This window comes from Staphylococcus sp. T93 (assembly GCF_016743875.1).
GTDB classification, from domain to species: Bacteria; Bacillota; Bacilli; order Staphylococcales; family Staphylococcaceae; genus Staphylococcus; species Staphylococcus aureus.
On record NZ_CP068247.1, the window covers coordinates 1,921,454 to 1,946,348 of the forward strand.

Below are 24,895 nucleotides of genomic sequence, written 5' to 3' on the forward strand. Positions count from 1 at the left end.
AATTGCTCCTTTATTTATACTGCATTTCATTGAATGGTAATTCATACTGTGATTGTGTGAATGATACTTTTTCTAAATCTTTTGGTGCAACAACTGTCATACTACCGTGTGAAATAGGGATAAAGATACCTTCATCATCAATTTGTTTCAAAATGTTTTTATAAGCGTCTGAACGCTCTTTACCGTTTTGGATTTTAAATGCGTCATCAATGCTGTTGTATATTTTATCTTTGTTCTCAATGCCTGATGTTGCACTTTCATAACCATTTTTCTCTTTAAATGCTGCAATAGTACTTTGTGGATCGTACAATAATCCCCAAGTTTGGTTGAACATTAAGTCATAATCACCAGAAGTACGACGTTCAGCAATTTTATCTGATGTTTCGCCATTGATGTTTAACTTAATACCCATTTTCTTAAATTCTGCTTGTAAGTATTCTGCTTGTTCTTTTTGACTTGAAGAACCTTTGTCATAGTACATTGCCATTTCAAGGTTTTTACCATCTTTTTGACGAACATCGCTGTCTTTACCTTTCTTCCAACCAGCTTCATCTAATAATGATTCTGCTTTTTTAAGGTCATACTTACGTGTTGGCATATCGAAATTAATGTCTGTTACATTTTTCGCAAATAATTGAGTTGCTGGTTTTTCTTGACCATCTAAAATTTCTTTGGCAATTTTATCTCTGTTTACCATATGACCAATCGCTTGTCTGACTGTTTTGTCACTCACAGCGTTATCTTTTTTACCAGAATTGACAACTAACATTTTCGTATTCATAGGTTGACTACGCTTAACTTGATAGTCACCTGTATCTTTCAATTGTTTTAAAGAGTCTTTGTCTAAGCTATCTGTACCTCTATCATCTGTGAAGGCAAAGTTCGTTTCACCTTTTTTCATTGATAGGAATGCTGTTTCACCAGCAGGCATTACTTTTGCTTGTACTTTGTTAAGTTTAGACTTTTCGCCCCAGTATTGATCATTTTTGTTAAAGTCTGCAGACTCATCTTTTTTGTGTTCACCTAATTTAAATGGACCAGTACCATCGAACTTTTTAACGCCATCTTTTGTTGTACCGTTTTTAAAGTCTTTTGGAGACACAAATACATATGGACGAGGCATCGCTAATTCAGCCAATGCAGGTTGATATGCTTCTTTCAAATTCAATTCAACCGTGTACTTATCTTTAACTTTAACATTGTCAATTAATGTCGAAATCTTTAACCAAGAATGCAATTTTTTGTTTTCTTGAACTGCGTCAATATTTTTCTTAACTGCGTCAGCATCAAATGGCGTACCATCATGGAATTTAACGTCATCTCTCAAATGGAACGTGTATGTCTTCCCATCTTCAGACACATCCCACTTTTTAGCTAGTAAAGGCTTAATACCATCTTTCGTGTTACGTACAAGCGGCTCGTATATCATACTTTCAGCAGACATTGATCCACCGTAAACATGCGGATTCATATCACCGATATCTTTAACCGTCGTATACGTTAATTGCTTGTTTTCTTTTTTCTCCTCTAAACCTTTATTACCGCCACAACCAGTTAAAATTAGCCCTGATGCAAGTAACATTGCACTCATTTTAGTTAGTTTTCTCATTTGCTTTTCCTCTTTCTAAATTGATAAGTTGCATTACTTAATCAAATCGTAATGATTATTTTTCTCAATTATTTGCTTATTTTTATGTAAATGTCAAACATAATTCAATAATTTTTTTCTATTATAAAACTTCAAACCCTTATTATGAAAGCGTTCTATTGATTTCCAAAAATTTTGTGACGAGTGCTTTATCTCCTTCAAATAGATTTGTATTAAATTGAGAAGATAAGTGTTGATCTTGATGCATATCCTTGTACGCCTGGCAACTTGCTTCATAGCGAGTTAGGAACTGATCAATCATTGGCGTTTTGATACCTAGCATTTTCCCAATATGCTGAATCATCGCCGTTCTGTAATAATCTTCACTTGGCATTCTTGGAATTTGAACAACATCCTGTTCATTTTTATAGACTTGCTTAAATGGTACAGCTGAAAAATCAAAGTAATGTCCGTTTTCGTCTGGCTGTGAAAATGGATCAATGAGGATTGCGGTATATCTTACATAAAGCAGATATTCTTGTAAGATATCTGGCAAGATTTCGAAATGCTCAATATCACCTTCATCCAAAGTTTCAGGACGTACTGGATAATTTTCCTTCACCATAAATTGAAGCAGGTTGACTGACGGCACTCTAAATGCTTGTAAAATAACCATCATTTCCTTCCACATTAAACGCATTTCACGGATTAGTGTCATCGTTATCGGTCCTTCAGGAAATAACTTATACACATAAACCGGTACATCTGTTCCTTCGAAAATGGCTTTCAATGAAAAGTCATTCATAAATAGTGGTGGGTGCACATAAAGCGAACTGTTTCGCGTTTCAGCATGCAGTGGCGATTCAACGACTTCTAATTGAATCTTCAATTGCTCAGCTAAAGCAGAGATTCGTTGACACATTGTTGAGTTTGAATGTGTCGATCCCATGTACAATTTCTTTTTTACACCTGTTGTCAACACATGATTAGGCGCTTCTTTATCAACAATACGTGTATCGCCAAGATAAGTTGAGAATGAAATCACTTCGATATCTTTATTAAATTTAGACATAAATTGTTCGACAATCATTTGCGAACCAAATGTCGGTGATATTAAAATGACATGTTTGACACTTTGCAAAGTTTCTAACGACAATTGCTGTAGTGTGTCATAATAAGCATCTGCTGTGCATGCCATGACAACCGTTTCGTATTCACCCTTAACGTTTTTAACATCTTTATACAAACGATTAATTTCAAACTTACCTTCCAGATGTTGATGCGCCTCGTTTTGTATTTTGACTTCAAATTGTTTCTCTTTTTTATACGCTTGATATAAGCGTTTTGATTTTTCTGATGTTGAGGCACGTCCAACCATATCAATCTCATAATCTGATTTTAAATAGCAAATATTCGCTAATTGGATTGCGACCGGACCAGTGCCTATCATTAATAATTTAGACATCCGTAATACCTACCTTTATAGCTGCTTTTTTATAAAGTGCTATATCAAAAATTTGCTGTGGTCTCATATGTTTATTCACACATTGCCACTTATCTTCCGCTGTTTCTTGTGACGGATAATTAAATATTGCTTTGATGCCATCACCAAAGCGCATTGCAACTACGACATTTTCATTTGTTAAATCATATAATTCTTCTAAAATGCTGTACTTTAAAGGAATTGTCGAGCTGAATATGATATGCGTCACATCTTTGATATCTTTAAGTTCAGATACCTTTTGATCCGTAATTGTTATATCTTCATTTGGTGCTAAGACGTTAACGATTCTGCGCCCTAGGTCAACGGCTTGTGGATCAATATCAATACCGATAACTGAAGCACCTGTTTCTTTTGCTACTTGAATTAACGTCATTGGATATGCACCTGAACCAACTAACAATAATTTGTCATTGCTAGCTATACTACATTGTCCAAACTCTTCATCAATACAATGTTCTATATTGTCAAAGTAACCTGTGGTAGACGCCTGTCCGTCTAATAGACGTCTCGCTCTAATGACTTCCACTTGTTTAACACACTGCGCTGTAATATATTGCAGTGATTTTATTAATTGTGCTTTTTCTTCAACGTCACGCCAAGCATTAAATTGTTGTTCATAAATAGGATTTAAAATAAATTCACTATAGTCATCCATCAATGTTTCTAATGCTTCGATATATTGATCGTCTTGTAATACACGCTCGTAATGCGCTTCAAACTTTTCTAAATATTGTTGTAATATCAATTTGATTTCATTATTAAAGTTATTCATTGTAGGCTCCTTATTCTATATATGCTTTTCCTGTAGCTACAGTTGTAACCTGTCCTTTAATTGAAGTTTGATATCCCAATTGATGACATCGCTTTGATGTCACTAAAATACTGCCCCCTGGCTGATGTACTGTAAAATCTTTGCATGCGTCATTACGTTGATAATTATTAAAAACCCCAATTGATGCTGTACCAGAACCACAGCTATTTTCCCAAATTAAACTTTGAATTTCTGGTATATAGATTAATGGCTGTAAAAATTGACGTTGTTCATCAAAAAGCATCATACCTACTGTTTTATATTTGTGACTCCATTGTTGCTCACGCACAAACGCTTCAACCAAATGTTGAATTTCTGTTGTTACTTGTTTAACTGGAATCACATAATGTACATATGTTTCATAAATAATTTCTATTGCTTTCCATGAATGATTACCCATATTAATTGTTGTTGGCACAACACGATGGGCTTGTGGCATTTGAACTTCATAGTATTGGCAATCATGAATTGCGCATTGCACTAAATCCGAACAGCCAGACACCTTCACCTTAAACTGTTGGTCTTTAAGCAAATGACTTTCCTGCAAATGATGTATATATGACATCGTCGCATTACCGCAAAATTCATTACCGCTCATAACTAAGTGAAAATCATTACCATCATCATTTTGTGTTGATTCTATAAAGCCTACCTGTTCACAGCATACATGTGTTGCGGCCATCAACTGATTGGCGATAGATGCATATTCACTAGCATCATGTTTTGAATGAACAAGTATCGTCATATTCCCCGAAGGATTATACTTAGAAAATTCTATAACCTGCCGATTCATACGACACTCCTTTAGATGTATTTTTAGAGCCTCTGTAATTTTAATTACTAGAGGCTCTTATGCAGTTGTTGCGAAGCAAACAACTGTATTCCTCTAAACCTGTAATTTTTTAGAAGATGAACCTAATAGCTCTATCTAGTAGGTAAGTCATGCTAATTCGCAAAAGCGAAAACCATGGCTCTTATGCAGTTGTTGCGAAGCAAGCAACTGTATTCCTCTAAAACTGTAATTTTTTAGAAGCTGAACCTAATAGCTCTATCTATTAGGTAAGTCATGCTAACCCGCAAAGTGGAAAGCATGACTTAGTAATCGGTTGTTGTATCAAAATGCAACCGTAAACCTTATTTAAAGTTGCTTCTTGTGGCTCTACAAGCGAATGCAGTTGTCCGTTAACTACATTCACTTAGATGCTTTTATTGTTTTCACCTCAACTAAAACTTCAAAAAAGTTGCAGAAAACAAATCGTAACTATTACGATTTGATTATATACTATATTAGTTGAGAATCATTGTCAATAAAGGTTGTAAATGAATGCACATTTATATTTTGATAATCCTTCCATAAACTTCGTATTCTCAGCACATTCAAGTCTTTTTGAAAATTTTTATCAATAATTGAGTAGAAGTTCCGTTCTAGTCAGTTCAAAATTTTACGTAAGTTGTCTCTGCGTATTGCTTTAGTGAGAATAACCCACACTTGTGGAAACGTCCTTTTGTTAATCTACAATGGATACCCTTGTCTTTCGCTAACATTTCCTATTACCAATCCTGTAACGGATTTTCATCGTCAAGTTGTTGCCCATACAATACGCACCAAAAAAGCTTTGTACAATTTCGTACAAAGCTTTAAAAATTTAAATAAAAATATCATTGTTTTAATGAACTAGCCATATCAGATTTTATTTCGTTTGCTAATACTTGTAATTCAGGGAAGTAATTATTAGCAAAGCCAATTATTATTTTATTTTTTACAAACGTGTTAATCTCTCGATCTTCTGGAATCGTATTTTCTATTAAATTCAAAAGCTCACTATGACTTATGTTCTCTATACTTACTGTATTTAAATATTTTAAAATCACAAGATACAATTCATCAAATACTTCATGTTCAAAATCAAAGTCCAATAATAATAAACTAACGGAATTAGTTTCTAACTGATTATCTCCAATTTTATCTGCAATCTCTCTTATAGCTTGATATAGCAATCTAAAACTTTCTTTTTCTTTTAACATAAAATTCTCCTTAATTTATTAGAATAGACAAAATACAGCTTATTTTAAAGATACTCCAAAAGTTTGAACTCGAGATTCTGATAAATTAGATGCACGACCTACAATACGTTAAAACAAGCTTTAAGCAATACACTTCAAATGAACAATATGTGATTTTCAAAGATTAATTAATCTCCGCTTTAAATGTCTTTCATTGCGACAATATGCATACATTGCCTACTTCATGCCAAATTCTTTTCCACTGGATATCGATTTTAAATAATTATTCCAATGTCCGCTTCCACGAATCATCACTTAACATCTCGCCAGGCCATGTGTAAGCCATCACACCACCATCAATTCGAATCGTCTCTCCAGTTATGAATGAACTGTCGTCAGATGCTAAGAAGACTACTAATTTAGCAACTTCTTCTGGTTTACCTAAACGTCCCAGCGGAGTCATCCATTTTTGATTTTCTCTAAATGTTTTACCTGCATCATCCTCACTCGTACCTGTCAGTTTATCTACTAACGGGGTTTCAATTGTACCTGGTGCAATCGCATTGGCTCGAATGCTATCACGGCCATACTCAATTGCGATTGATTTTGTAAAATTAATCACTGCACCTTTCGCAGCATTATATCCAGAGCGATACAAGTCTGCTGCTTGTCCGGAAAATGAAGACGTATTAACAATAGAGCCACCTTGATTCATCATTAAAGGTAACATCATTTTCGTCATTAAAAATGTCCCACGCATATCTACATTCATAATCTTGTCATACACATCTATTGGATACTCATGAATTCTATCAGCCGCATTATCCACACCGGCATTATTAAACAACACATCGATTCTTCCAAACTGTTCCTTTATGTCAGACACAAAGTCTACCACTTGTTGTTCGCTTGCATTATCCACATTATACGCCTTCGCATTGTCACCATTACTTTTAATTTTATCGACAGTCTCCGATACCGCTTCAGCTATGTCTACCGCCAATACATACGCACCTTATTGAGCTAAAGCGATTGCAGAAGCTTGACCGATACCTGTACTTGCTCCTGTTACGACTGCTACTTTATTTTCCAAACGTTTCATTCAGTCACTCCTATACAACATATCTTAAACTTACAGTCCTTATTTTCCACTGTTCGATGCTTCATAAACCTAATAGATAAGTCTTCAGGCAGTCTTAACTACTCTGCTATACACTTTCTATTGAATAACTCAAAATATTTAACAATATTAGTTTTTTTATTTCCTGAAAATTGTTACTTTTGAGAGTATTTTTTGTTACACTTTAAATATTTAACAAAGGGGGGAATAATTGATGACATCAAAACATCAACAAAAGGGGTCTATCGTCAATCGTTTCTTGAATAGTGTTGAAAAAATCGGAAATAAATTGCCAGATCCTAGCGTCTTATTCTTTTTAATGTGTGTGGGCTTAGCCATTATGACATGGGTTATCTCATTATTTAATGTATCTGTTAAGCATCCAGGTACGCATCAAACCATTTATATTAAAAATATAATTAGCCATGATGGATTTACGATGATAATGAATGATACGATTAAAAATTTCTCAGAGTTCCCAGCATTAGGCTTAGTACTAGCAGTGATGATTGGTATTGGTGTTGCAGAGAAAACAGGATACTTCGATAAGTTAATGATTTCTGTTGTGAATCGCGCACCACGTTTCTTAATTTTACCGACTATTATATTAATTGGTATTTTAGGTAGTACAGCCGGCGATGCTGCGACAATTATCTTGCCGCCGCTTGCAGCAATGCTTTTTATTAAAATTGGCTATCACCCTATCGCTGGACTAACGATGGCATATGCTTCCGCTGTTGGAGGATTTGCAGCAAATATAGTTGTTGGTATGCAAGATGCTTTGGTCTATTCATTTACAGAACCGGCAACACGTATCGTTTCAGATTCTATTAAAACAAACGTTGCTATGAACTGGTACTTTATCGCAGCGAGTGTCGTTGTATTACTTCCTACGATATTGCTAGTTACAACTAAGCTCATTATTCCTAGATTAGGAAAATATGATGACAGTTTAATGCATGATGACCATGAAGAAACATCTTCACATATTACTGACAAAGAAGCACATGCTTTAAAATGGGCAAATATCAGTTTCATAGTCACAATTATTTTATTAATTATTACAGCCATTCCTGAACATAGCTTTTTAAGAAATGCTAAAACAGGCAGCTTACTAGACGATGCGCCATTAATTAACGGTGTCGGATTAATTATTCTTGTCGTATTTTTAGTACCTGGATTAGTTTATGGGATTTTAAGCAAAGAAATTAAAAATACAAAAGACTTAGGTAAAATGTTCGGCGATGCTGTAGGATCAATGGGAACATTTATCGTTATTGTGTTTTTTGCAGCACAGCTACTTGCGTATTTAAAGTGGAGTAATTTAGGAATTATCGCTGCTGTTAAAGGTGCCAAATTATTAGAACATCAAAACGGTATTGTATTGATACTAGGTATTATTGTACTGAGTGCAATGGTCAACATGTTAATCGGAAGCGCATCGGCTAAATGGGGTATTTTAGGACCGATATTCGTACCAATGTTAATCCTTATCGGCTTTCATCCCGCATTCACACAAGTCATTTACCGTGTAGGCGATTCAATTACCAATCCAATTACACCGATGATGCCGTACTTACCTTTATTATTAACTTATGCACAAAAATACGATAAACGCATGAAACTCGGAGCCTTACTTTCTAGTTTAATGCCGTATTCAATCGCGCTAAGTATTGTATGGACAGTATTTGTCATCATTTGGTTCCTATTAGGTATCCCTGTTGGACCAGGTGGACCGATATTCGTTAAATAACAGTATTCAAAGGGATAAATTAAAATGCCACTATACAAGATTTGACCTGTATAGTGGCATGATTTGTTATGATATAGCGTTCGAGATGAAACTCTGCATTTATATGAACAATTATAGTCTATCACTAATAATATTTAATCTGTTCCAACCGTTAATTTGGTTTACAACAAAGACAAGATCAATAATTTGTTCTTCATCATAAAATGATTTTAGCCGGTCAATAATTTCAAACTTCTTAAAGTCTTTGATTGAATTTAACATTTCTGCAAATTCAAGCGTCACTTTTTCTTGATCAGTAAATAAATCTAAATGTCTAAAACTCAAGACTTCATCAATTTTCATTTGTGTTACACCCAATTCCTTTAATTCTTTTTTATGGATATCAACACAATAATGACAACCGTTAATTTTAGAAATTAATAACTTAATCAATGCACTAAGTTCATCATTAACGGGTGATTGATGAATAAACTTTTCACCTTGGCTCATTACAGACATTAACTCTCCATTTTGTTTCTTGTAATTATACGGCATTTGCAATCTCTCCTTTACATTGTTTAATACCAATCCAGTGATACTACACTTCGAACAATATTGGATAGAATTTGAAATTCTGTATAACATCTTGTCAATCTATGCTTTAGTTAAAACATTTAGCACTTATATTTAAAAAATATATAAAATATGAAAACAGATTGAAAGGATATTATACCTTGCTCTACCCTTTTTTATAAAAAATCACACACATTTGAGAAAATTTGATAATGTCAATAAATCACGTCATCGACATTGTTATTCGATATATATTGTTCTTATAATGGCCAAACTATTATTCCATTTAAATTAACGTGGTTCGTTTGTGTTAATGTACTGTACAAAACTGGGGAAGTATTGGTGATGATGAAGTGATTTATATTAATTGCGAAACACCTTCGATAGCAATGACATAGATTATTGGAAGATTAAATCAAAAATAAAGAAGACCCTAGTGGCCTTCTTTTTTATCTAATTCTTCTTTGATTTTTTCTGGTGATTTTCTTTCATGTGCTGGTTTTAATAATTTATCTACTCCTTCACTTTTTATCATAGCGCCACCAAATTGATAATTATGTTCAGGCGATGCATAAGCAGTAAAATCATCTTCTTTATTTTCATTGATGTATCCTTCAATCACAGCACTTCCCATAGGACTTGTTTCCAAGTTTGTGAAATGTACAGATTTAATCGTGTTCGTTTCTTTAGTATTATGCTTAAGATAGAGTGTAATACGTTCTTGTTGTTCTTTGTAGTAAATCGCTTTTTGTTTTTCTTTTTCATCATATTTCATTTTAAAATGCATGACCGTAGAAACTGTACATATACACAATATGACACCAATAATTATAAAAACATGTTTTTTGGACATTAAAGTAACTCCTAACTTTAGTGACTCTTCTTTTTATTTAGTTCTTTTTTTATATCATCTGGTGATTTTAACTGATTGGCTGGCTTTAGTAACTCGCTTAATTTTTCACTTTCTATCATAGCACCACCAAATTGATAATTATGTTCTGGTGTAGCATAAGCAGTAAAATTATCTTTTTTGTTTTCATTTATGTAACCTTCAATCACAGCACTTCCCATAGGACTTGTTTCCGAGTTTGTGAAATGTACAGATTTGATTGTATTCGGTTCTTTAGTGTTATGCTTGAGATAAAGTGTAATGCGCGCTTGTTGTTCTTTATAGTATATTGCTTTTTGTTTTTCTTTTTCGTCATATTTCACTTTTAAATAGATACCTGCAACACTAATTAATATGATTAACATAATACTAGTTAATATTAAAATTTTCTTTTTCGACATCTATCACCAGCTCCTAAAATGTGGTGGAATTTTATACAGTTTACATATTTATGATACTACAAAACACACTCTTACAAAGAAAATCTATAATTTTAATCTAGGTCAAGGAAAAGCAGCCAAAAGTGTTTATATAAGATCAACGAAATATTGCGGGTATAAAGTGGTTAACAGATAAATACAGTGGAAATTGTACTAAAAATTCAACTTTTCATTTTTATATGTAAGTATGATTAACTTGAAAACAAAATTAAAACGGCCGCATAGTTTTAGCGGTCGTTCTTTTTAGACTCTAATTCCTTTTTTATCTCATCAGGTGATTTGGTTTGATGTACTGGTTTTAATAACGTGCTTAAATTTTTACTTTTGATTAAACTTCCACCAAATTGATAATTATGTTCTGGAGACCCATATGCAACAAAATCATCTTCTTTATTTTCATTTATGTAACCTTCAATTACTGCATCGCCCATAGGTCCTCTTTTTAAACTTGTGAAATGTACAGTTTTGATGGTATTGGGTTCTTTAGTATTATGCTTAAGATAGAGTGTAATACGCTCCTGTTGTTCTTTATAGTATATTGCTTTTTGTTTTTCTTTTTCGTCATATTTCACTTTTAAATAAATGACTGATGCAACTATACATATACATAAAATGACACCAATAATTATAAAAACATGTTTTTTGTTCATTAAAGTAACTCCTAAAATGTGGTGGAAAATGAAAAAATTTTTATAATCTATAATTATGAACATTACAGATTATAAACCATAACACTAACATCGTCGCCTTCATTAACTTGATTGTTAAAATCAGCAATTACTGAGAATTGTACAAGGAATAATTGCCTATTATGCCCTCATGTAATTATTGCCTTACTAACATTAACAAAATCGATAGCTATTACATTAAATGCCTATACCCCAGACCTCAAACACCTTTTTATACAGGACGCACTGTAATTTCATTCACGTTAACGTGCTTTGGTTGTGTTAATGCATATAATACTGCTTCTGCAATATCTTGTGGTTCAAGTTTTTTACGATCTGTTGGATTGTATGCGGCAGTTATGGCTGTATCTACCATTCCTGGAGAAATGCTTGTTACTTTAACGCCTGTCTTTGCCAACTCTTTTTCTAATCCTTGAGTAATAGTGTGAACTGCTGCTTTCGTCGCACTATAAATCGTACTACTTTTCGTTACTTCAAAGCCAGAAATAGATGCAATGTTAATAAGATGGCCACTTGATTGTTCTAACATAGTTGGTAATGCAGCCTGTGCCGTATATAAAGTGCCTTTGATATTCACATCAATCATACTATCCCACTCATCTACTTGATAATCAGTAATCTTAGACGACAACATTTGCCCCGCACTATTGATAACAATATCCAAACCACCGAATGTTTGTTGTGCAATTTTTATCAATTCATCGACTTCTTCTTTATTCGTTACATCTGTTGGCACTACCTTCACACTATCTTGTGACAATTGATTCGCTACGTTTTGTAATTTTTCTTTATTTCTACCTGCTAAGACAACTTTTGCCCCTTCTTCATGTAGTAATGTTGCAATTGCTTCTCCAATACCACTACCTGCACCTGTAACTACTGCTACTTTATCTGTTAATACTGTCATAATGATCGACTCCTTTGATTCTTTTTATTTTTTCAGGGTAAATCATAAATACATATTACTTTTAAAAAGCGTATCACAATTCATATAACGGTCATAATAACTCGCTTCATTTTCATAGATAAATTACATTACAAGCCATTCGAAACATACAATTAATCGTTGCTTATATTTTTTATTTTTAAAAATGTTGAAAAATCGTCACTTCTTTATTGTAAAAACATTATATTAGTAATAAAGTTAATACTGTGATTTATCATTCGATTGAATGATTAGAGGGAGGAATAAAACGTGACATATCATGAGCGTGTTTTAGCATTAAGAGCAGAAAGTAAAAGAACCGCATTTGATTTTCGATTCGAAGATTTATTTAGCAAAGAAGAATGGCTAAGTATGTCTCTTGCAGAAAGACAAAAAGCTGAAAAAGCATTTCGACACGAAGTTAAAAATATGGACGATGTAAGAATGCCCTTCTCAAGTGTCCATGACGCCCAAGTAAAATTATATAATGTTGTATATTCTTATAACGGCATTAAACGTAATTTTAAACAAGTTGAAAATGAAGGATTCTAATATCATTTCGTTTATATATAGCAGACATGATAGAATTTTATATGTAAATCTTGTAGGTAATCGTTTTAAAAATAATATAAGTATGACTAAAGCCACATCCAATATAGGACGTGGCTTTTAGTATCGTTCCAGATTTGTGGGGAGTTAGGGTTTACTTAATTAAAGGGGTCTGCCCTCAATTGCTCACCAACGAGGGCAAGTTACATCAATCACACTTCAATTGCCGCCGACTAGGGGTAGTAATCATTGGCAATAAGAACTAGTTAGTGACTAACGATTTACGTTCCATAGCAAAGTGATACAAACGCTCAGCATCAATGTAAGGCATAGAATCAATAGTTAGGTAACCATCTTTGATGTCACCAATTAATCCTTGATTTACACCAGTGTTCACGTAAATATCATAGCTACTTACGTCTGAGAAAATAAGCGCTTCAATCTCTTTTCTCATAATCATCACTCCAATGTTTATATAGTATTTATATAAACTCTCTCGTCTCTCTCTATTTATTAACTTCTTACAAGTCTAATATTACATGAATTTCCAAATAAATAAAGGGATTTGTGATGTATTTCACAAATTTATCACTATTTTGGAAAATTAAGAAATATTTAATTATATAAAAGTTTAATAAGTCAGAAAATATGATAAAATGTAGATGTTCTTTAGACATTAAAAGCTTCTAACATGATACGGAATATGAGGTTCCTGTATCACATTAGAAGCTTTTTTGTTGCGGTGCTTATATTAATAATGGCATGAATGAACGCATGCTGTCTTAGCTCCAAGAATCATATAAGCTATTAAACTTCCGTTCTTTGAATATTTTTTAATTTCTTACTAATATCATCCAGTTCATTCTTCGCCTTTTTAACCCAATCTCCTTGAGCTACATTATCAAATTCACCTTTAAATTTTTTGAAATGGCTACCTATATTTCACAGCTCACTTTAGATATCGAACTTGTTTCTTCAGAGTTACTTGTTATATTACCAGGTTTTATTTGATATTCAGTTTGACTCATACCTTGTATCCTCACTTGGAGTATATTGTACAGAATCTGTAAAATAAATGTTTTCTTCTTTATTTTCGACAAAGGTAAATTCAAGACTTCTAGAACCTACGGATGAACCTTTTAAATCTCCATCGCCTTTCAATAATAGTTTCGGCGCTTGTTTGGTTGGAATATCATATCTTTTTCTTAACTGTTGGACATTATAATCATCATTATTCAATTGATATTTTGCCGAATAACTTGGTACATTAGGATTATATGAAATATCACCATCTTTATAATCATTAATATCTTTAAAGTTGCCATATTGTACAAAGAACTTAAAGTTTTCAATCTCTTTTTTTAACTTGTCATTCGGTAGTGGCTTCGTTGGTATGATTTTATTATGTTCCATTTTTACCGGATACCTTTTTTCATCATCCTTTGGTCTGCCGTTACTGTCATCTGTCATTTCACTTATAAAATAATACCCTTTTGTGGTTCTAGTATTGCGATTGATATAGAGCACCATTCCTCTCGTTTCCATATCCTTACCTTTTGGCTCGATTACCATTTCAGAATTAACTATCCAAGTACCTTTATCACCCTTTTTAAATTCTTGATCTCGAAAGCCTTCTTTATCGTAAAAATCATCGAGATTTTTGGTTGGATATAATTTTAATGTTTGATTAAATGTGTCTTTAATTTGGGCGTTTCGACCATTTGTTTTTGTCATAATGACATAACCTACAATCAATATAATGAGTAATACCAAGCATATACCGAGCGTTAATTTCTTTGAATGAATCATCATTTCTCCACCTTATATTTTTAATATTGACTCAGTTTTTAATATTTACAACTAAAGCGAAAAATTATTTTGAACACTTTATGAAATTTTTATTTCAAACTTCTATTAACCCTATTCAGTAGGTTTGAAATTAATACTATCAGAAAAATACACATTTTCTTCTTTATTTCTTATAAAGTTAAATTCTAGTTCTTTAGAACCTACGGATGAGCCTTTTAATCGCCATCACCTTCATACAGTTTGAAGTCATATTTACCAATTGTAAATGACGACTAGATGATATATAGTTCAAGAAACATCAAAATTCGTTAAAACATAATCAAATTTTATTATGTTCAAAACTTTATTTTCCAAAAAATAAAAAAAAAGTTAAACAAAGATTGGTTGCTTAACTTCCATTATTGAATTCATTAGTCCGATTTGACATAGATCCCGAAAAATAATGGCTAATAGCCACTTATAGTCGAAATTATGAACTATATAATTCATTTATTATTAAATGGATTATATACTTATTGTGTTTCTTAATACCTTTTTATACTTTAATATCTTGAATTTTTTCTAAATCATTACTAATATCTTTTAATTCGTCTGTGGCATTTTTCACCCAAGCCCCTTGTGCCGCATTTTTAAAATCATCTTCAAATTTTTTGAAATGACTTACCATTTGGTCAAGTAATATTTTCTCATCACTTTTCAGCTTATTTTGATGATCATGATGCATACGAACATGTTCAGGCGCAATAACCTCACTAATCTGTTCTTTTTCCTTCATTTGTTCCAATACTGCTAAATCTGGTAAACCACTAAAATCAAGTCCCACGCTTATTCATCTCCTTCAATTCTGTCAGATTGTTTTAGATATTCTCTTCTTAACTCATCTTTATAATCTTCTAATTTCATTTCGTGATGTCGGATACGTTGATTCGTTTCTCTATCGAAAGATTCTATAATACGTGTCATCCTGATCATAGCGTCTTCACTATAATTCATTTTATGTTTGAGATATAAGAAATGATCATACATTTGTTCACATTTCTTGCGTGTTTGATGTCTTAATTCATCAATTTGATTGAATGCATCATTCAATTGTTTTCTTTCTTCATCATAGGCATTTTCAAGTTCATTAATATTTTTATACGTAGTAAACATTACATCATCCCATCAATCTGGCTCGCTAACATTTGGTCATTAGAAACAATTGCTTCGATACTCTGTTTAATTTTTGCGATATAGCCATTACAATTTTTATAAACATCATTTAATTTCTTTATCTTATCATCAATTTTTCTTTTGGGATCTGTTTCAAGTTTACTTTCATACGCGCCACCTTTTCTTAATTCATCTATAACCTCTTCAGAGGTTAATTTTTCACCAATTTCATTTCCAACTTCTTGCGCTTTTTTCCAGTTGTCTCCAAATTTATGTGCCATCGCGTGATACATTTTTTCAAATGTTGGCTTTCTTCATTCACTAATTGATTTAAGCCTTCGGCAATGGTTAGTGCTGTTAAAGCTTCTAATAATTGTTGTTGGGAGGAAGAGAGTGATCCACCCGTTGTTTGAATCCAATTCGCTCTTAACGTCTCTACTTTATGTAATCTATGCCTCGTTTGTTTACGAACGGATTTTAATGCTTTATTATTTTCGTCTTGGTAGCCTTTAACTTTGTTTAATTCAGCTAAGATTATAGCCTGTGTTCTGCTCATTAAAATACCACTCATTGCATGGCCTTCTCCATTTTTAAGTACTATTTTTTCTCCAGCAGTTTCATATAAATGATTGCGGACACCTGCATCTAATTCGTCTTCATCAGACACAAATCTTACAATGTGACCATCGTACTTTTCAATCAATTTTTTAAGTTCTTCTTGATCGGCATAAAGGCCGCTCACATCTTTGATCGCTAATGGAGCTGGATTATACACAACGATATGTTTAATATCATTACTCATACCTAAAATCATCGCATCTCTACCGCCCAGCGAATGTCCGGTAATAATATCAATATCATAGTCTTTTTTGATATTTTTGATAAAGTCTTGGGTATTTTTATAATGTGGATCTTTATCTGTGACGGAATGAAGGCCAATATTGACATCGGCCCCAATATCTTTTAGCGTTTCACTCACGTCTATATATCCTTGATAAGAAGGAACACCAAATGTTTGTTTTAATATTGCGTCTTTGTGTACATTAGTACCTGTCATACCTAAAGTAACTTTGCCAGTGTCTTTATTTAAAAAGGCGCTTGTAGTCGTGCCTGTTTTGGGGTCCGTATAACTTTTAAGATATGAAAGATTTTTAGGGAATTTATTTTTTTCTTGTAACTTTTTAATTTGTTTATCAATTTTATTTTGTTTTAAACCACTGTTATTTGCGTTTTCTATTTCATAACTTATATTAGATACTGTACTTGTTTCTTCAGAGTTACCTTTTATATTGCCAGATTTTATTTGATATTCCGTTTGACTCATGATTTATCATCCTCGCTAGGTGTAAATTCGACCGAATCTGAAAAATAGATATTCTCTTCTTGATTTTCTACAAACGTAAATTCTAGATCCTTAGATCCTACGGATGAGCCTTTTAAATTGCCGGATCCTTTCAATTTTAATTCGGGCGCTTGTTTGGTTGGAATATGATATCGTTTTCTTAACTGTTGAACATTATAGTCATCATTATTCAATTGATACTTTGCAGAATAACTTGGCACATTAGGATTATATGAAATATCACCATTTTTATAATCTTTAAAATCTTTAAAATTTCCATATTGTACAAAGAACTTAAAGTTTTCAATCTCTTTTTTTAACTTGTCATCCGGTATAGGCTTTGTTGGAATAATTCGATTATTTTCCATCTTGACAGGATATTTTTTTTCTTTACTACGTGAATATCCTTTACTATCTTCAGTTATTTCGGTGACAATAAAATTACCCTTCGTTGTTCTAGTATTGCGATTGATATAGAGCACCATTCCTCTCGATTCCATATTTTTCCCTTTTGGTTCGATAACCATTTCAGAATAAATAATCCAAGTCCCTTTATCTCTTTTATCAAATTCTTGATCTCGAAAACCTTCCTTATCGTAAAAATCATCGAGATTCTTGGTTAGATATACACTTAATGTTTTGTTGAAATTTTCTTTAATTTGAGCGTTTCGACCATTTGTTTTTGTCATAATGACACAACCTCCAATCAATATAATGAGTAATACCAAACATATACCGAGCGTTAATTTCTTTGAATGAATCATCATTTCTCCACCTTATATTTTTAATACTGACTCAATCTTTAATTTACACAACTAAAGCGAAAAATTATTTTGAACACTTTATGAAATTTTCATTTCAAACTTCTATTAACCCTATTCAGTAGGTTTGAAATTAATACTATCCGTAAAATAGATGTTTTCTTCTTTATTTTCTATAAATGTAAACTCTAAATTTTTGTGTCCTATAGATGATCCTTTTAAATCACCATCGCCTTTTATTAATAATTTAGGTGCTTTCTTAGTTGGTATATCATACCTCTTTCTAAGTTGCTTCACATTGTAGTCATCATTACTTAATTGATACTTTGCTGAATAACTTGGCACATTCGGATTATATGAAATGTCACCATCTTTATAATCATTAATATCTTTAAAGTCACCGTATTGTACAAAGAATTTAAAGTTTTCGATTTCTTTTCTTAATTTATCATCAGCTATCGGTTTGGTTGGGATAATTTTATTATGTTCCATTTTTACTGGATATTCTTTTTCTTTACTACGTGAGTATCCTTTTTTATCTTCCCATAATTCCCTCACAATAAATTCACCTTTTGTCGTTCTGGTATTGCGGTCTACATACAGGACCAATCCTCTGGATTCCATATTCTTTCCATTTGTTTCTATTGTCATTTTAGAGTGAATTATCCAAGTGCCTTTGTCGCCCTTTTCAAACTCTTGATCTCGAAAGCCTTCCTTATCATAAAAGTCTTCAAGATTTTTAGTTGGATACAGGCTCAACGTTTTGTTGAAGTTTTCTTTAATTTGTTTATCTTTACTGCTTTCTTCCTTTTTCATTCCGCAAGCCCCTATAAAAACAGCTAATAATACTAAATACAGCCAGAGCCTCAACCTTTTTGAGTGAATCATCATTTCACATCCCCATTTTTATTTTTGATGCAAAGTTAAGTTCAAATTCCAATATTAATAATATTAGAGGAAATTTTATGATTAAATCCTCGTGGATTTTAATTGTTAGTTGTATTTTTCACATATCAACATCACAAATTATTTAAAAAGCGCAAATATCTTTATAATTTTTATTGGCCTAACCAACTAATTAATTAAGATAAATTGCGCTTATATTTAAAATAATAACACTGAAACTCAATGTATTTACTTATTAAAATTGATGTTTAAATACAACTTTACTAACATTCATTTTTCGGTTTACATTAATTTGTTAGATAACGATATATATCATCTCTTACAGCTTTATCCAGTGCTAAATCCATCGTTACTACGTTTGAACCATTCGGCATTTTATCTTGCTTTTCTGAACCTTCTATATATCCAGCAGTTCCTAAATAATAAAAATATATACCATCATCATCTTTTTTCTGTACAAAAATATACATTTTAATTCCTTTTGCTCTATGGGACAAAATTTTCTGAACTTCTTTTGATTCTAGCGTTCTATTAGATTTAGTAAACCATTTTAATTCATCTTGACTTAAAAATTCATCTTCATATTTTGTGCTATCACTTATATCCTCATGCTTATCATAAGTGATAAATATTGGCATTTCTTGGCTTTTTATCATGTATCCCATGATTACAGACGAACCATTTTTATTCCAATTAAATATTTTACTAAAATCTTCTCTTGAATATTTATTATATAAAATCAGTCCATTTTTACCTTTTTGGTATTTTTCATTGTTATACTTTGATAATTCAATAAGATCTTCTAAAAACATATTAAATGTTTGATTACTTAGAGCATTAGTAAATGCATCGCTTAGTCTTATCATTCTTTCATTACGTTCTATAATGGGACTTCCATAGATTTTTTCAATTCCTGCGTTGTAAAATGAAAAATCTAAAATTCTTAATGAAGTATCTATATCATCTTCTGTTATATCCTTAACTTCGTTCAACATTTTATTTTTTAATTCATCATATGTTAATTCATTTTTTAAAAGTTCTTCTAAAACTAAACTATCGATTCTTTTCAATCCAGGTGCTATTTGCCTTGAAAAGAAAACCAGATTTTTAGATTCATTTTCCGTCAATAATGTATCTATTTTTTTATATCTCACTAAGAACTCGTAATAATTACTAAATTTAGAAAATATAACGCTTGGATCTATAGAATGTTGTTGTATGAAATCCATTAGTAACGGCATGTGTCCCAATCTATTTTCAACTTCTTCATAAGCTTTTAATATTAATTTATTTTGATTTAATGATACTGCATCCAATGAATTGTAAATCTGTTTTTTAGCAACTTCTTCAAAATTAATTGTAGATACTCCATTAATCGAATCGTTATTCGTTAAAAACTTCTTATAATTATCTTTATTTTGCGATTGATCCCCAGAAAGCGCAATCGGAATTAAATAATTTGTCTTATAATTACCAATAAAATCAATTACTGTAACATACTCTTTATTTGAACTTTTTCTTAATCCTCTACCAAGTTGCTGAATGAATATAATACTAGACTCTGTTGGTCTCAACATTACAACTTGATTGACTTCTGGAATATCAATACCTTCGTTAAAAAGATCTACAGTTATAATATAGTTAATCTTACCTTCTTTTAATTTTTCTATTACAATTTGGCGATAATTAACACTATCATCTCCTGTTAAAGCAACACTTTTAATCCCTTTTGAACTTAGTTTATCCGCTAAATCATAAGCTTCTTTTTTGCTACTTACAAAAATCAATCCTTGTAAAATTTCACCTGAATATCCATAGTAATCTGTCTTTTAAATAATATAATTAACTCTTTCATCAGAAGTTAAATATCTCAGTTTAGTTACATCATCTTCTTTAATACCTTGATGTACATAATCAGTCACACCAAAATAATGAAATGGACATAAAATATCACTTTCTAATGCTGCTTGTAACCTTATTTCATATGCAATATTATAATCAAACAGTTCAAATATACTTAATTCATCTGATCTTTCTGGTGTAGCAGTCATTCCCAGCATGAACTTAGGTTTGAAGTAGTTAAATACTCGTTGATAAGTAGATGCAGCAGAACGATGTGCTTCATCAAAAACAATATAATCAAATTCATTTTCATCAAATTGCTTAAAATTATCATCTCTAGATAATGTTTGAATGGTTGCAAATAAATATTTGGCATCGACATCTCTATGTTTTCCTGTCAACAATCCAAAATCACTATCATTTTTTATAGGTAATACTTTTTTAAATTCTTCCTTAGCTCTATTTAAAATCCCCTCATTATGAACAATAAATAAAAATTTATTAGGGTTTACTTCTCTAACATCTAATGCACATAAAATCGTTTTACCTGTACCAGTTGCAGATATTATTAACGCCTTATCTTTGGCTTTATCCCTAATAGCTTTTAATGACCTTAATGCTTCTGCTTGCATTAAATTGGGTACAATTTCCACTGATTTTTTCACCTTATCAGCTAGCAGCATTTGAGTTTGTTCAACCTCCGCTAATTTTTCTAAGGAACGGTACTCAAATGATTCTTTATATGAATTAATCCATTGCTCAGTCAGTGGGGTACTCTTTTGCCATAACAAGTCAAATTCACTTTTTACACTATCAACTAAATCGCCATTTTTCATAGTAGACAGTAAAACATTATGCTCATAATTAACCTTTAACGCATTAGATGTTAAATTAGAGCTTCCTATTACCATAGAACTATAATCCTTATGCTCAAAAATATATCCTTTGGCATGGAATCCAGCAATATCAGTTAATCTTACCTCTACATTTTTTAATTTAAGTAATTCTCCATACATTTTAGGACTATTAAACCCTAAGTAATTAGATGTTAATATTTTCCCTTTAACACCCTTATTGCTTAAATCTAATAGTTGAGCCTTTAAGCTGGCTAAACCGCTTTCTGTTATAAAAGCCACAGAAAAATAAAACGTTTCACATTTTTGAAGTTCATCTATAATTGTTGAAAGAACTTTTTCATTTTTATTATTTACTAAAAGCTTCGGTGTATAATTCCCTTTATGAGAAATATGTTTGTCTATAAACCCTTTATGTAAAGATTGATTGAAATCATTTAGTAATCTACTCATATTATCCCTCAGTCATAATTTTATTAACGGCTGGTATATCCGCTGGGGCCCAATTTAATTTATCAAGTTCGTTTATTGACAACCATTCAATACTCTTATGTTCAGTTAGAGTTGGTAACTCTTTGTTTAAAGTACATTTGTATGTTGTTAACCTAACAATTCCAAAATCATATTCATGTTCTGTAGTTATAACTTTGTCTCCAACAATTAAATCACATTTCATTTCTTCTCTAATTTCTCTAATCAAAGCGTCTTTTTCAGTTTCATTCTTTTCAACCTTACCGCCAGGAAATTCCCACATTAAAGGCAGACTCATTTTTTCACTTCTCTGTGCACAAAGAATTTTGTTATCAGAAAAAATAATAGCTCCTACTACATTGATTACTTTTTTCATAAGACTCACCCTTCAATTTAAAATCATCTTAATTGTTATTCTATCAAAAATTACAAAACTATATATAAATCAATATTAAAAATTAATATTTTACATTCACATGAACGCTCTACTCCATGCATTTTCATACACATCTATTATATAATACTTGTGAAAAGTATTGTCTTGGGGCTGTGTTTTTTTACTTTTGGGGCGTATTTCTTTATAATTCATTACATAAATGTAAGGGCTTTAGTTTTCATGTTTTATTAAGTCTAACTGAGATTTTGAAAGGATGTTTAGCAACAATGGATAAAGAATTATGGATAGAACGAGCTAATGATAGTTTAGTTAAACATTTTTATGAGCAGCAATCTGACATTGAACAGCGAGAAGGTTTTGAAAGTAAATTAACATTTGGTACTGCGGGTATACGCGGAAAATTCGGTCTTGGTGAAGGTCGACTTAATAAGTTTACTATTGAAAAATTGGCATTAGGTTTAGCGCGTTATTTAAATGCCCAAACAAACAGTCCAACAATAGTCATTCATTATGATATTAGACATCTTTCAACTGAATTCGCCCAAATAATTGCTAATGTATTAGCAAACCATCAAATAACAGTTTATTTACCTGATACATATAAAACGACACCGGAATTATCGTTCGCGGTGCGCAATCTTAATACTACTGCTGGCATTATGATTACAGCAAGTCATAATCCGAAAGACTATAACGGCATCAAAGTATATGGTTCTGATGGTGCGCAATTATCGACTGATGCATCTGAGCTTGCAAGTCGTTATATCGAAGAAGTTGGCGATCCATTACAGATTGATATACCTATTTCTAAACAAAATACATCTTATATCAAGCCTTTTCCGAAATCTGTAACTGATGACTATATGAAACACATTCAAAATATGATTGGCTATATTCCTAAATCTGATTTACAAGTTGTGTTCACTAGTTTGCATGGTACAAGTGTTCCGATTGTACCTGAGTTATTACAATCTTTGAATTTCAATCAATTTAATCTTGTAGAAGCACAATGTAAACCTGATCCGAATTTCAGCTCAGTTCAAAGTGCTAATCCTGAAGATCATCGCGCTTTTGATCAAGCAGTCGAACTTGCAAATAAAAGTCATGCAGACTTATTAATATCAACTGACCCTGATGCAGATCGACTTGGTATTGCTGAACGTGATGCACACGGTCATATCACATATTTTAATGGCAACCAAATTGGTGCGCTGTTACTTAATTATCGTATTCAACAAACGTCTCAATTACGTCACCGCTTAATGATTCAATCTATTGTAAGTAGTGAGTTAACAAAGTCATTAGCACGCTATAATAATGTTGAATACAAAGAGGTGCTGACGGGCTTTAAATTTATTGCTCAGGAAATAAGACAACTGGATGATCATCAAAATATGATTTTCGCATTTGAAGAGAGTTACGGTTTTCTATCAGAGCCTTTTGTACGTGATAAAGATGCCGTACAAATTGTGCCACTCATTATAAAATACGCTTCTGAGTTAAAATTATATGGCAAAACATTGAAAGATGAATTAGAACAGATTTATCAAACTGTTGGTAGACATGAGGATACATTATTCTCGCATACGCTAGAAGGATTTGAAGGGAAAAAGAAAATTAATGCAATAATGACCAAATTCCGTTCAAATCCACCGCAAGAGATTCAAGGACTCAAAGTGAAAGCAATTGAAGATTATTTAACTAGCGAGGTTTATCATTTGGATAAAGATACAACGTCGCAGATTAATTCTCCTAAATCAAATGTTATTCGTGTCTTATTTGACGAAGGATTTATCGCTTTACGTCCTTCTGGTACTGAACCTAAAATTAAATTATATGTGTCGTTAAAATGTCCGAATTTTGATGATGTAGCTCAAAAAATTAATGCGATGATTTTTAGCTAATTAAAAATTTTATACATCGAAATATTACATTTCATTTTATGCTTATCAGCCCTTTTGAAACTAGAATCCTTATGTTTTCGCGTTTTGAAGGGGCTAATTTGTAATAATTTTTCAAAAGTATATTAGAAAATTAATTTTCATGTATTTTTCATATTAAGCGGTAATAATATAATAATTAATACCGCGACCTATTTAATTGTTTTCGCGATGAAAAAGGTTTAGAATTACAAAAATAACTATTTTAAATTTAGTTACAAATATATTTTAGAAAGGATGTGAAATAATGAAAGGCTCTAAACAAATACTTTTGATTATGGGCATTATATCTCTTATTGTTTTATTTATTTTTACACTATTCATCATGGCGCAATATGCAAAACATTATGAACAAAAATCCGACAGTTCCAACGCACATACTTTAAATTCATCATCAGCCATAATTGAGCAACATACTATGTCGAATTTAGCGTCTCTAGATTTATACGCTCCTGTTCGTAACATTACTTCTAGTCGTGATATTCATCCCATTTATTTCATGACAAAAGATTAAAACTTCCTTTTTCATAACCCCATTCATTCAACTAATAAATTAAAAAATGATAAAAACGTACTGTTTTTTAGAAACATACATAT

22 protein-coding genes and 4 pseudogenes are annotated in these 24,895 nt (G+C 31.8%); 5 read left to right on the forward strand and 21 right to left on the reverse strand.

From position 1 onward, the window contains the following. Positions 1-10: 10 nt before the first annotated feature. From cntA to JG553_RS09590, 6 genes and pseudogenes are all read right to left on the reverse strand, one after another. Positions 11-1,609, reverse strand: coding sequence for a staphylopine-dependent metal ABC transporter substrate-binding lipoprotein CntA (cntA, locus tag JG553_RS09565; RefSeq protein ID WP_001229079.1), 1,599 nt, complete (start codon positions 1,607-1,609; stop codon positions 11-13). A 142-nt stretch (positions 1,610-1,751) separates the two neighbouring features. Further along, positions 1,752-3,053 carry a staphylopine dehydrogenase CntM gene (cntM, locus tag JG553_RS09570; protein ID WP_000040580.1) on the reverse strand — a complete coding sequence of 434 codons (1,302 nt, stop codon included), beginning with the start codon at positions 3,051-3,053 and terminating at the stop codon, positions 1,752-1,754. Next, the gene (gene cntL, locus JG553_RS09575; RefSeq protein ID WP_001058843.1) at positions 3,046-3,864 is read right to left on the reverse strand and encodes a D-histidine (S)-2-aminobutanoyltransferase CntL; all 819 of its coding nucleotides are present in this window, start codon (positions 3,862-3,864) and stop codon (positions 3,046-3,048) included. The genes cntM and cntL overlap by 8 nt, the downstream gene beginning before the upstream one ends. A 10-nt stretch (positions 3,865-3,874) precedes the next feature. Then, positions 3,875-4,696 carry a histidine racemase CntK gene (gene cntK / locus JG553_RS09580; RefSeq protein WP_001081682.1) on the reverse strand — a complete coding sequence of 274 codons (822 nt, stop codon included), beginning with the start codon at positions 4,694-4,696 and terminating at the stop codon, positions 3,875-3,877. Between the two features lie 866 nt (positions 4,697-5,562). Continuing rightward, the gene (locus tag JG553_RS09585) at positions 5,563-5,928 is read right to left on the reverse strand and encodes a hypothetical protein (protein ID WP_000910581.1); all 366 of its coding nucleotides are present in this window, start codon (positions 5,926-5,928) and stop codon (positions 5,563-5,565) included. 262 nt (positions 5,929-6,190) lie between these two features. Beyond that, a pseudogene (locus JG553_RS09590) lies at positions 6,191-7,009 on the reverse strand (SDR family oxidoreductase). Positions 7,010-7,241: 232 nt separating this feature from the next. Here JG553_RS09590 and JG553_RS09595 point away from each other — a divergent pair. Beyond that, positions 7,242-8,780 (forward strand): AbgT family transporter, encoded by a 1,539-nt coding sequence (locus tag JG553_RS09595; RefSeq protein ID WP_000202037.1) that lies wholly within the window; start codon positions 7,242-7,244, stop codon positions 8,778-8,780. A 111-nt stretch (positions 8,781-8,891) separates the two neighbouring features. Here the strand turns inward: JG553_RS09595 and JG553_RS09600 are convergent, their stop codons facing one another. From JG553_RS09600 to JG553_RS09620, 5 genes are all read right to left on the reverse strand, one after another. Continuing rightward, positions 8,892-9,314: a carboxymuconolactone decarboxylase family protein gene (locus tag JG553_RS09600; RefSeq protein WP_001146763.1), complete on the reverse strand. Its 423-nt coding sequence runs from the start codon at positions 9,312-9,314 to the stop codon at positions 8,892-8,894. A gap of 451 nt (positions 9,315-9,765) precedes the next feature. Beyond that, positions 9,766-10,185, reverse strand: coding sequence for a DUF1433 domain-containing protein (locus JG553_RS09605; protein ID WP_000037508.1), 420 nt, complete (start codon positions 10,183-10,185; stop codon positions 9,766-9,768). Positions 10,186-10,202: 17 nt separating this feature from the next. Beyond that, positions 10,203-10,622 carry a DUF1433 domain-containing protein gene (locus JG553_RS09610; RefSeq protein ID WP_000038231.1) on the reverse strand — a complete coding sequence of 140 codons (420 nt, stop codon included), beginning with the start codon at positions 10,620-10,622 and terminating at the stop codon, positions 10,203-10,205. Positions 10,623-10,888: 266 nt separating this feature from the next. Continuing rightward, on the reverse strand, positions 10,889-11,311 hold the full coding sequence (locus JG553_RS09615) for a DUF1433 domain-containing protein (RefSeq protein ID WP_001034756.1): 423 nt from the start codon (positions 11,309-11,311) through the stop codon (positions 10,889-10,891). Between the two features lie 250 nt (positions 11,312-11,561). After that, positions 11,562-12,257 (reverse strand): SDR family oxidoreductase, encoded by a 696-nt coding sequence (locus tag JG553_RS09620; protein WP_000217466.1) that lies wholly within the window; start codon positions 12,255-12,257, stop codon positions 11,562-11,564. Positions 12,258-12,545: 288 nt separating this feature from the next. Between JG553_RS09620 and JG553_RS09625 the strand changes: the two genes are divergently transcribed. Together JG553_RS09625 and JG553_RS09630 are read left to right on the forward strand one after the other, a co-directional pair. Next, a complete protein-coding gene (locus JG553_RS09625) occupies positions 12,546-12,827 on the forward strand; it encodes a single-stranded DNA-binding protein (protein ID WP_000220938.1) in 282 nt (93 codons plus the stop codon). After that, positions 12,763-12,948, forward strand: coding sequence for a hypothetical protein (locus JG553_RS09630; RefSeq protein WP_001791851.1), 186 nt, complete (start codon positions 12,763-12,765; stop codon positions 12,946-12,948). The genes JG553_RS09625 and JG553_RS09630 overlap by 65 nt, the downstream gene beginning before the upstream one ends. A gap of 138 nt (positions 12,949-13,086) precedes the next feature. On the opposite strand, the gene JG553_RS09635 is transcribed toward JG553_RS09630, so the two are convergent. The 10 genes and pseudogenes from JG553_RS09635 to JG553_RS09685 form a co-directional block, all read right to left on the reverse strand. After that, positions 13,087-13,278, reverse strand: a complete 192-nt coding sequence (locus JG553_RS09635) for a hypothetical protein (RefSeq protein WP_001224379.1) — start codon at positions 13,276-13,278, stop codon at positions 13,087-13,089. 560 nt (positions 13,279-13,838) lie between these two features. Continuing rightward, positions 13,839-14,633, reverse strand: a complete 795-nt coding sequence (locus tag JG553_RS09645) for a tandem-type lipoprotein (RefSeq protein ID WP_000581889.1) — start codon at positions 14,631-14,633, stop codon at positions 13,839-13,841. A 111-nt stretch (positions 14,634-14,744) separates the two neighbouring features. After that, positions 14,745-14,852: pseudogene (locus JG553_RS09650) on the reverse strand (Csa1 family protein); the annotation flags it as partial. Between the two features lie 316 nt (positions 14,853-15,168). Then, complete coding sequence (locus JG553_RS09655) at positions 15,169-15,456, reverse strand: hypothetical protein (protein ID WP_000521958.1); 288 nt, start codon at positions 15,454-15,456, stop codon at positions 15,169-15,171. Positions 15,457-15,458: 2 nt separating this feature from the next. Beyond that, positions 15,459-15,785 (reverse strand): hypothetical protein, encoded by a 327-nt coding sequence (locus JG553_RS09660; RefSeq protein WP_000495498.1) that lies wholly within the window; start codon positions 15,783-15,785, stop codon positions 15,459-15,461. Beyond that, positions 15,785-17,109: pseudogene (locus JG553_RS09665) on the reverse strand (hypothetical protein). Before JG553_RS09665 ends, JG553_RS09660 begins: the two are co-directional and overlap by 1 nt. Then, entirely contained in the window at positions 17,106-17,891 is a 786-nt protein-coding gene (locus JG553_RS09670; RefSeq protein ID WP_000581873.1) for a tandem-type lipoprotein, read from the reverse strand. The pseudogene JG553_RS09665 and the gene JG553_RS09670 overlap by 4 nt, the downstream one beginning before the upstream one ends. Before the next feature lie 111 nt (positions 17,892-18,002). Beyond that, complete coding sequence (locus JG553_RS09675) at positions 18,003-18,779, reverse strand: tandem-type lipoprotein (protein WP_001549768.1); 777 nt, start codon at positions 18,777-18,779, stop codon at positions 18,003-18,005. A 302-nt stretch (positions 18,780-19,081) separates the two neighbouring features. Continuing rightward, a pseudogene (locus JG553_RS09680) lies at positions 19,082-21,943 on the reverse strand (DEAD/DEAH box helicase). 1 nt (position 21,944) lies between these two features. Beyond that, positions 21,945-22,337: a (deoxy)nucleoside triphosphate pyrophosphohydrolase gene (locus JG553_RS09685; RefSeq protein WP_000755954.1), complete on the reverse strand. Its 393-nt coding sequence runs from the start codon at positions 22,335-22,337 to the stop codon at positions 21,945-21,947. A 116-nt stretch (positions 22,338-22,453) separates the two neighbouring features. Here JG553_RS09685 and JG553_RS09690 point away from each other — a divergent pair, with 116 nt between their 5' ends. Both JG553_RS09690 and scrA read left to right on the forward strand, forming a co-directional pair. Then, a complete protein-coding gene (locus JG553_RS09690; protein WP_001795457.1) occupies positions 22,454-24,262 on the forward strand; it encodes a phospho-sugar mutase in 1,809 nt (602 codons plus the stop codon). A gap of 283 nt (positions 24,263-24,545) precedes the next feature. Continuing rightward, a complete protein-coding gene (scrA, locus tag JG553_RS09695; protein WP_000678764.1) occupies positions 24,546-24,812 on the forward strand; it encodes a SaeRS system activator ScrA in 267 nt (88 codons plus the stop codon). Positions 24,813-24,895: the final 83 nt, after the last annotated feature.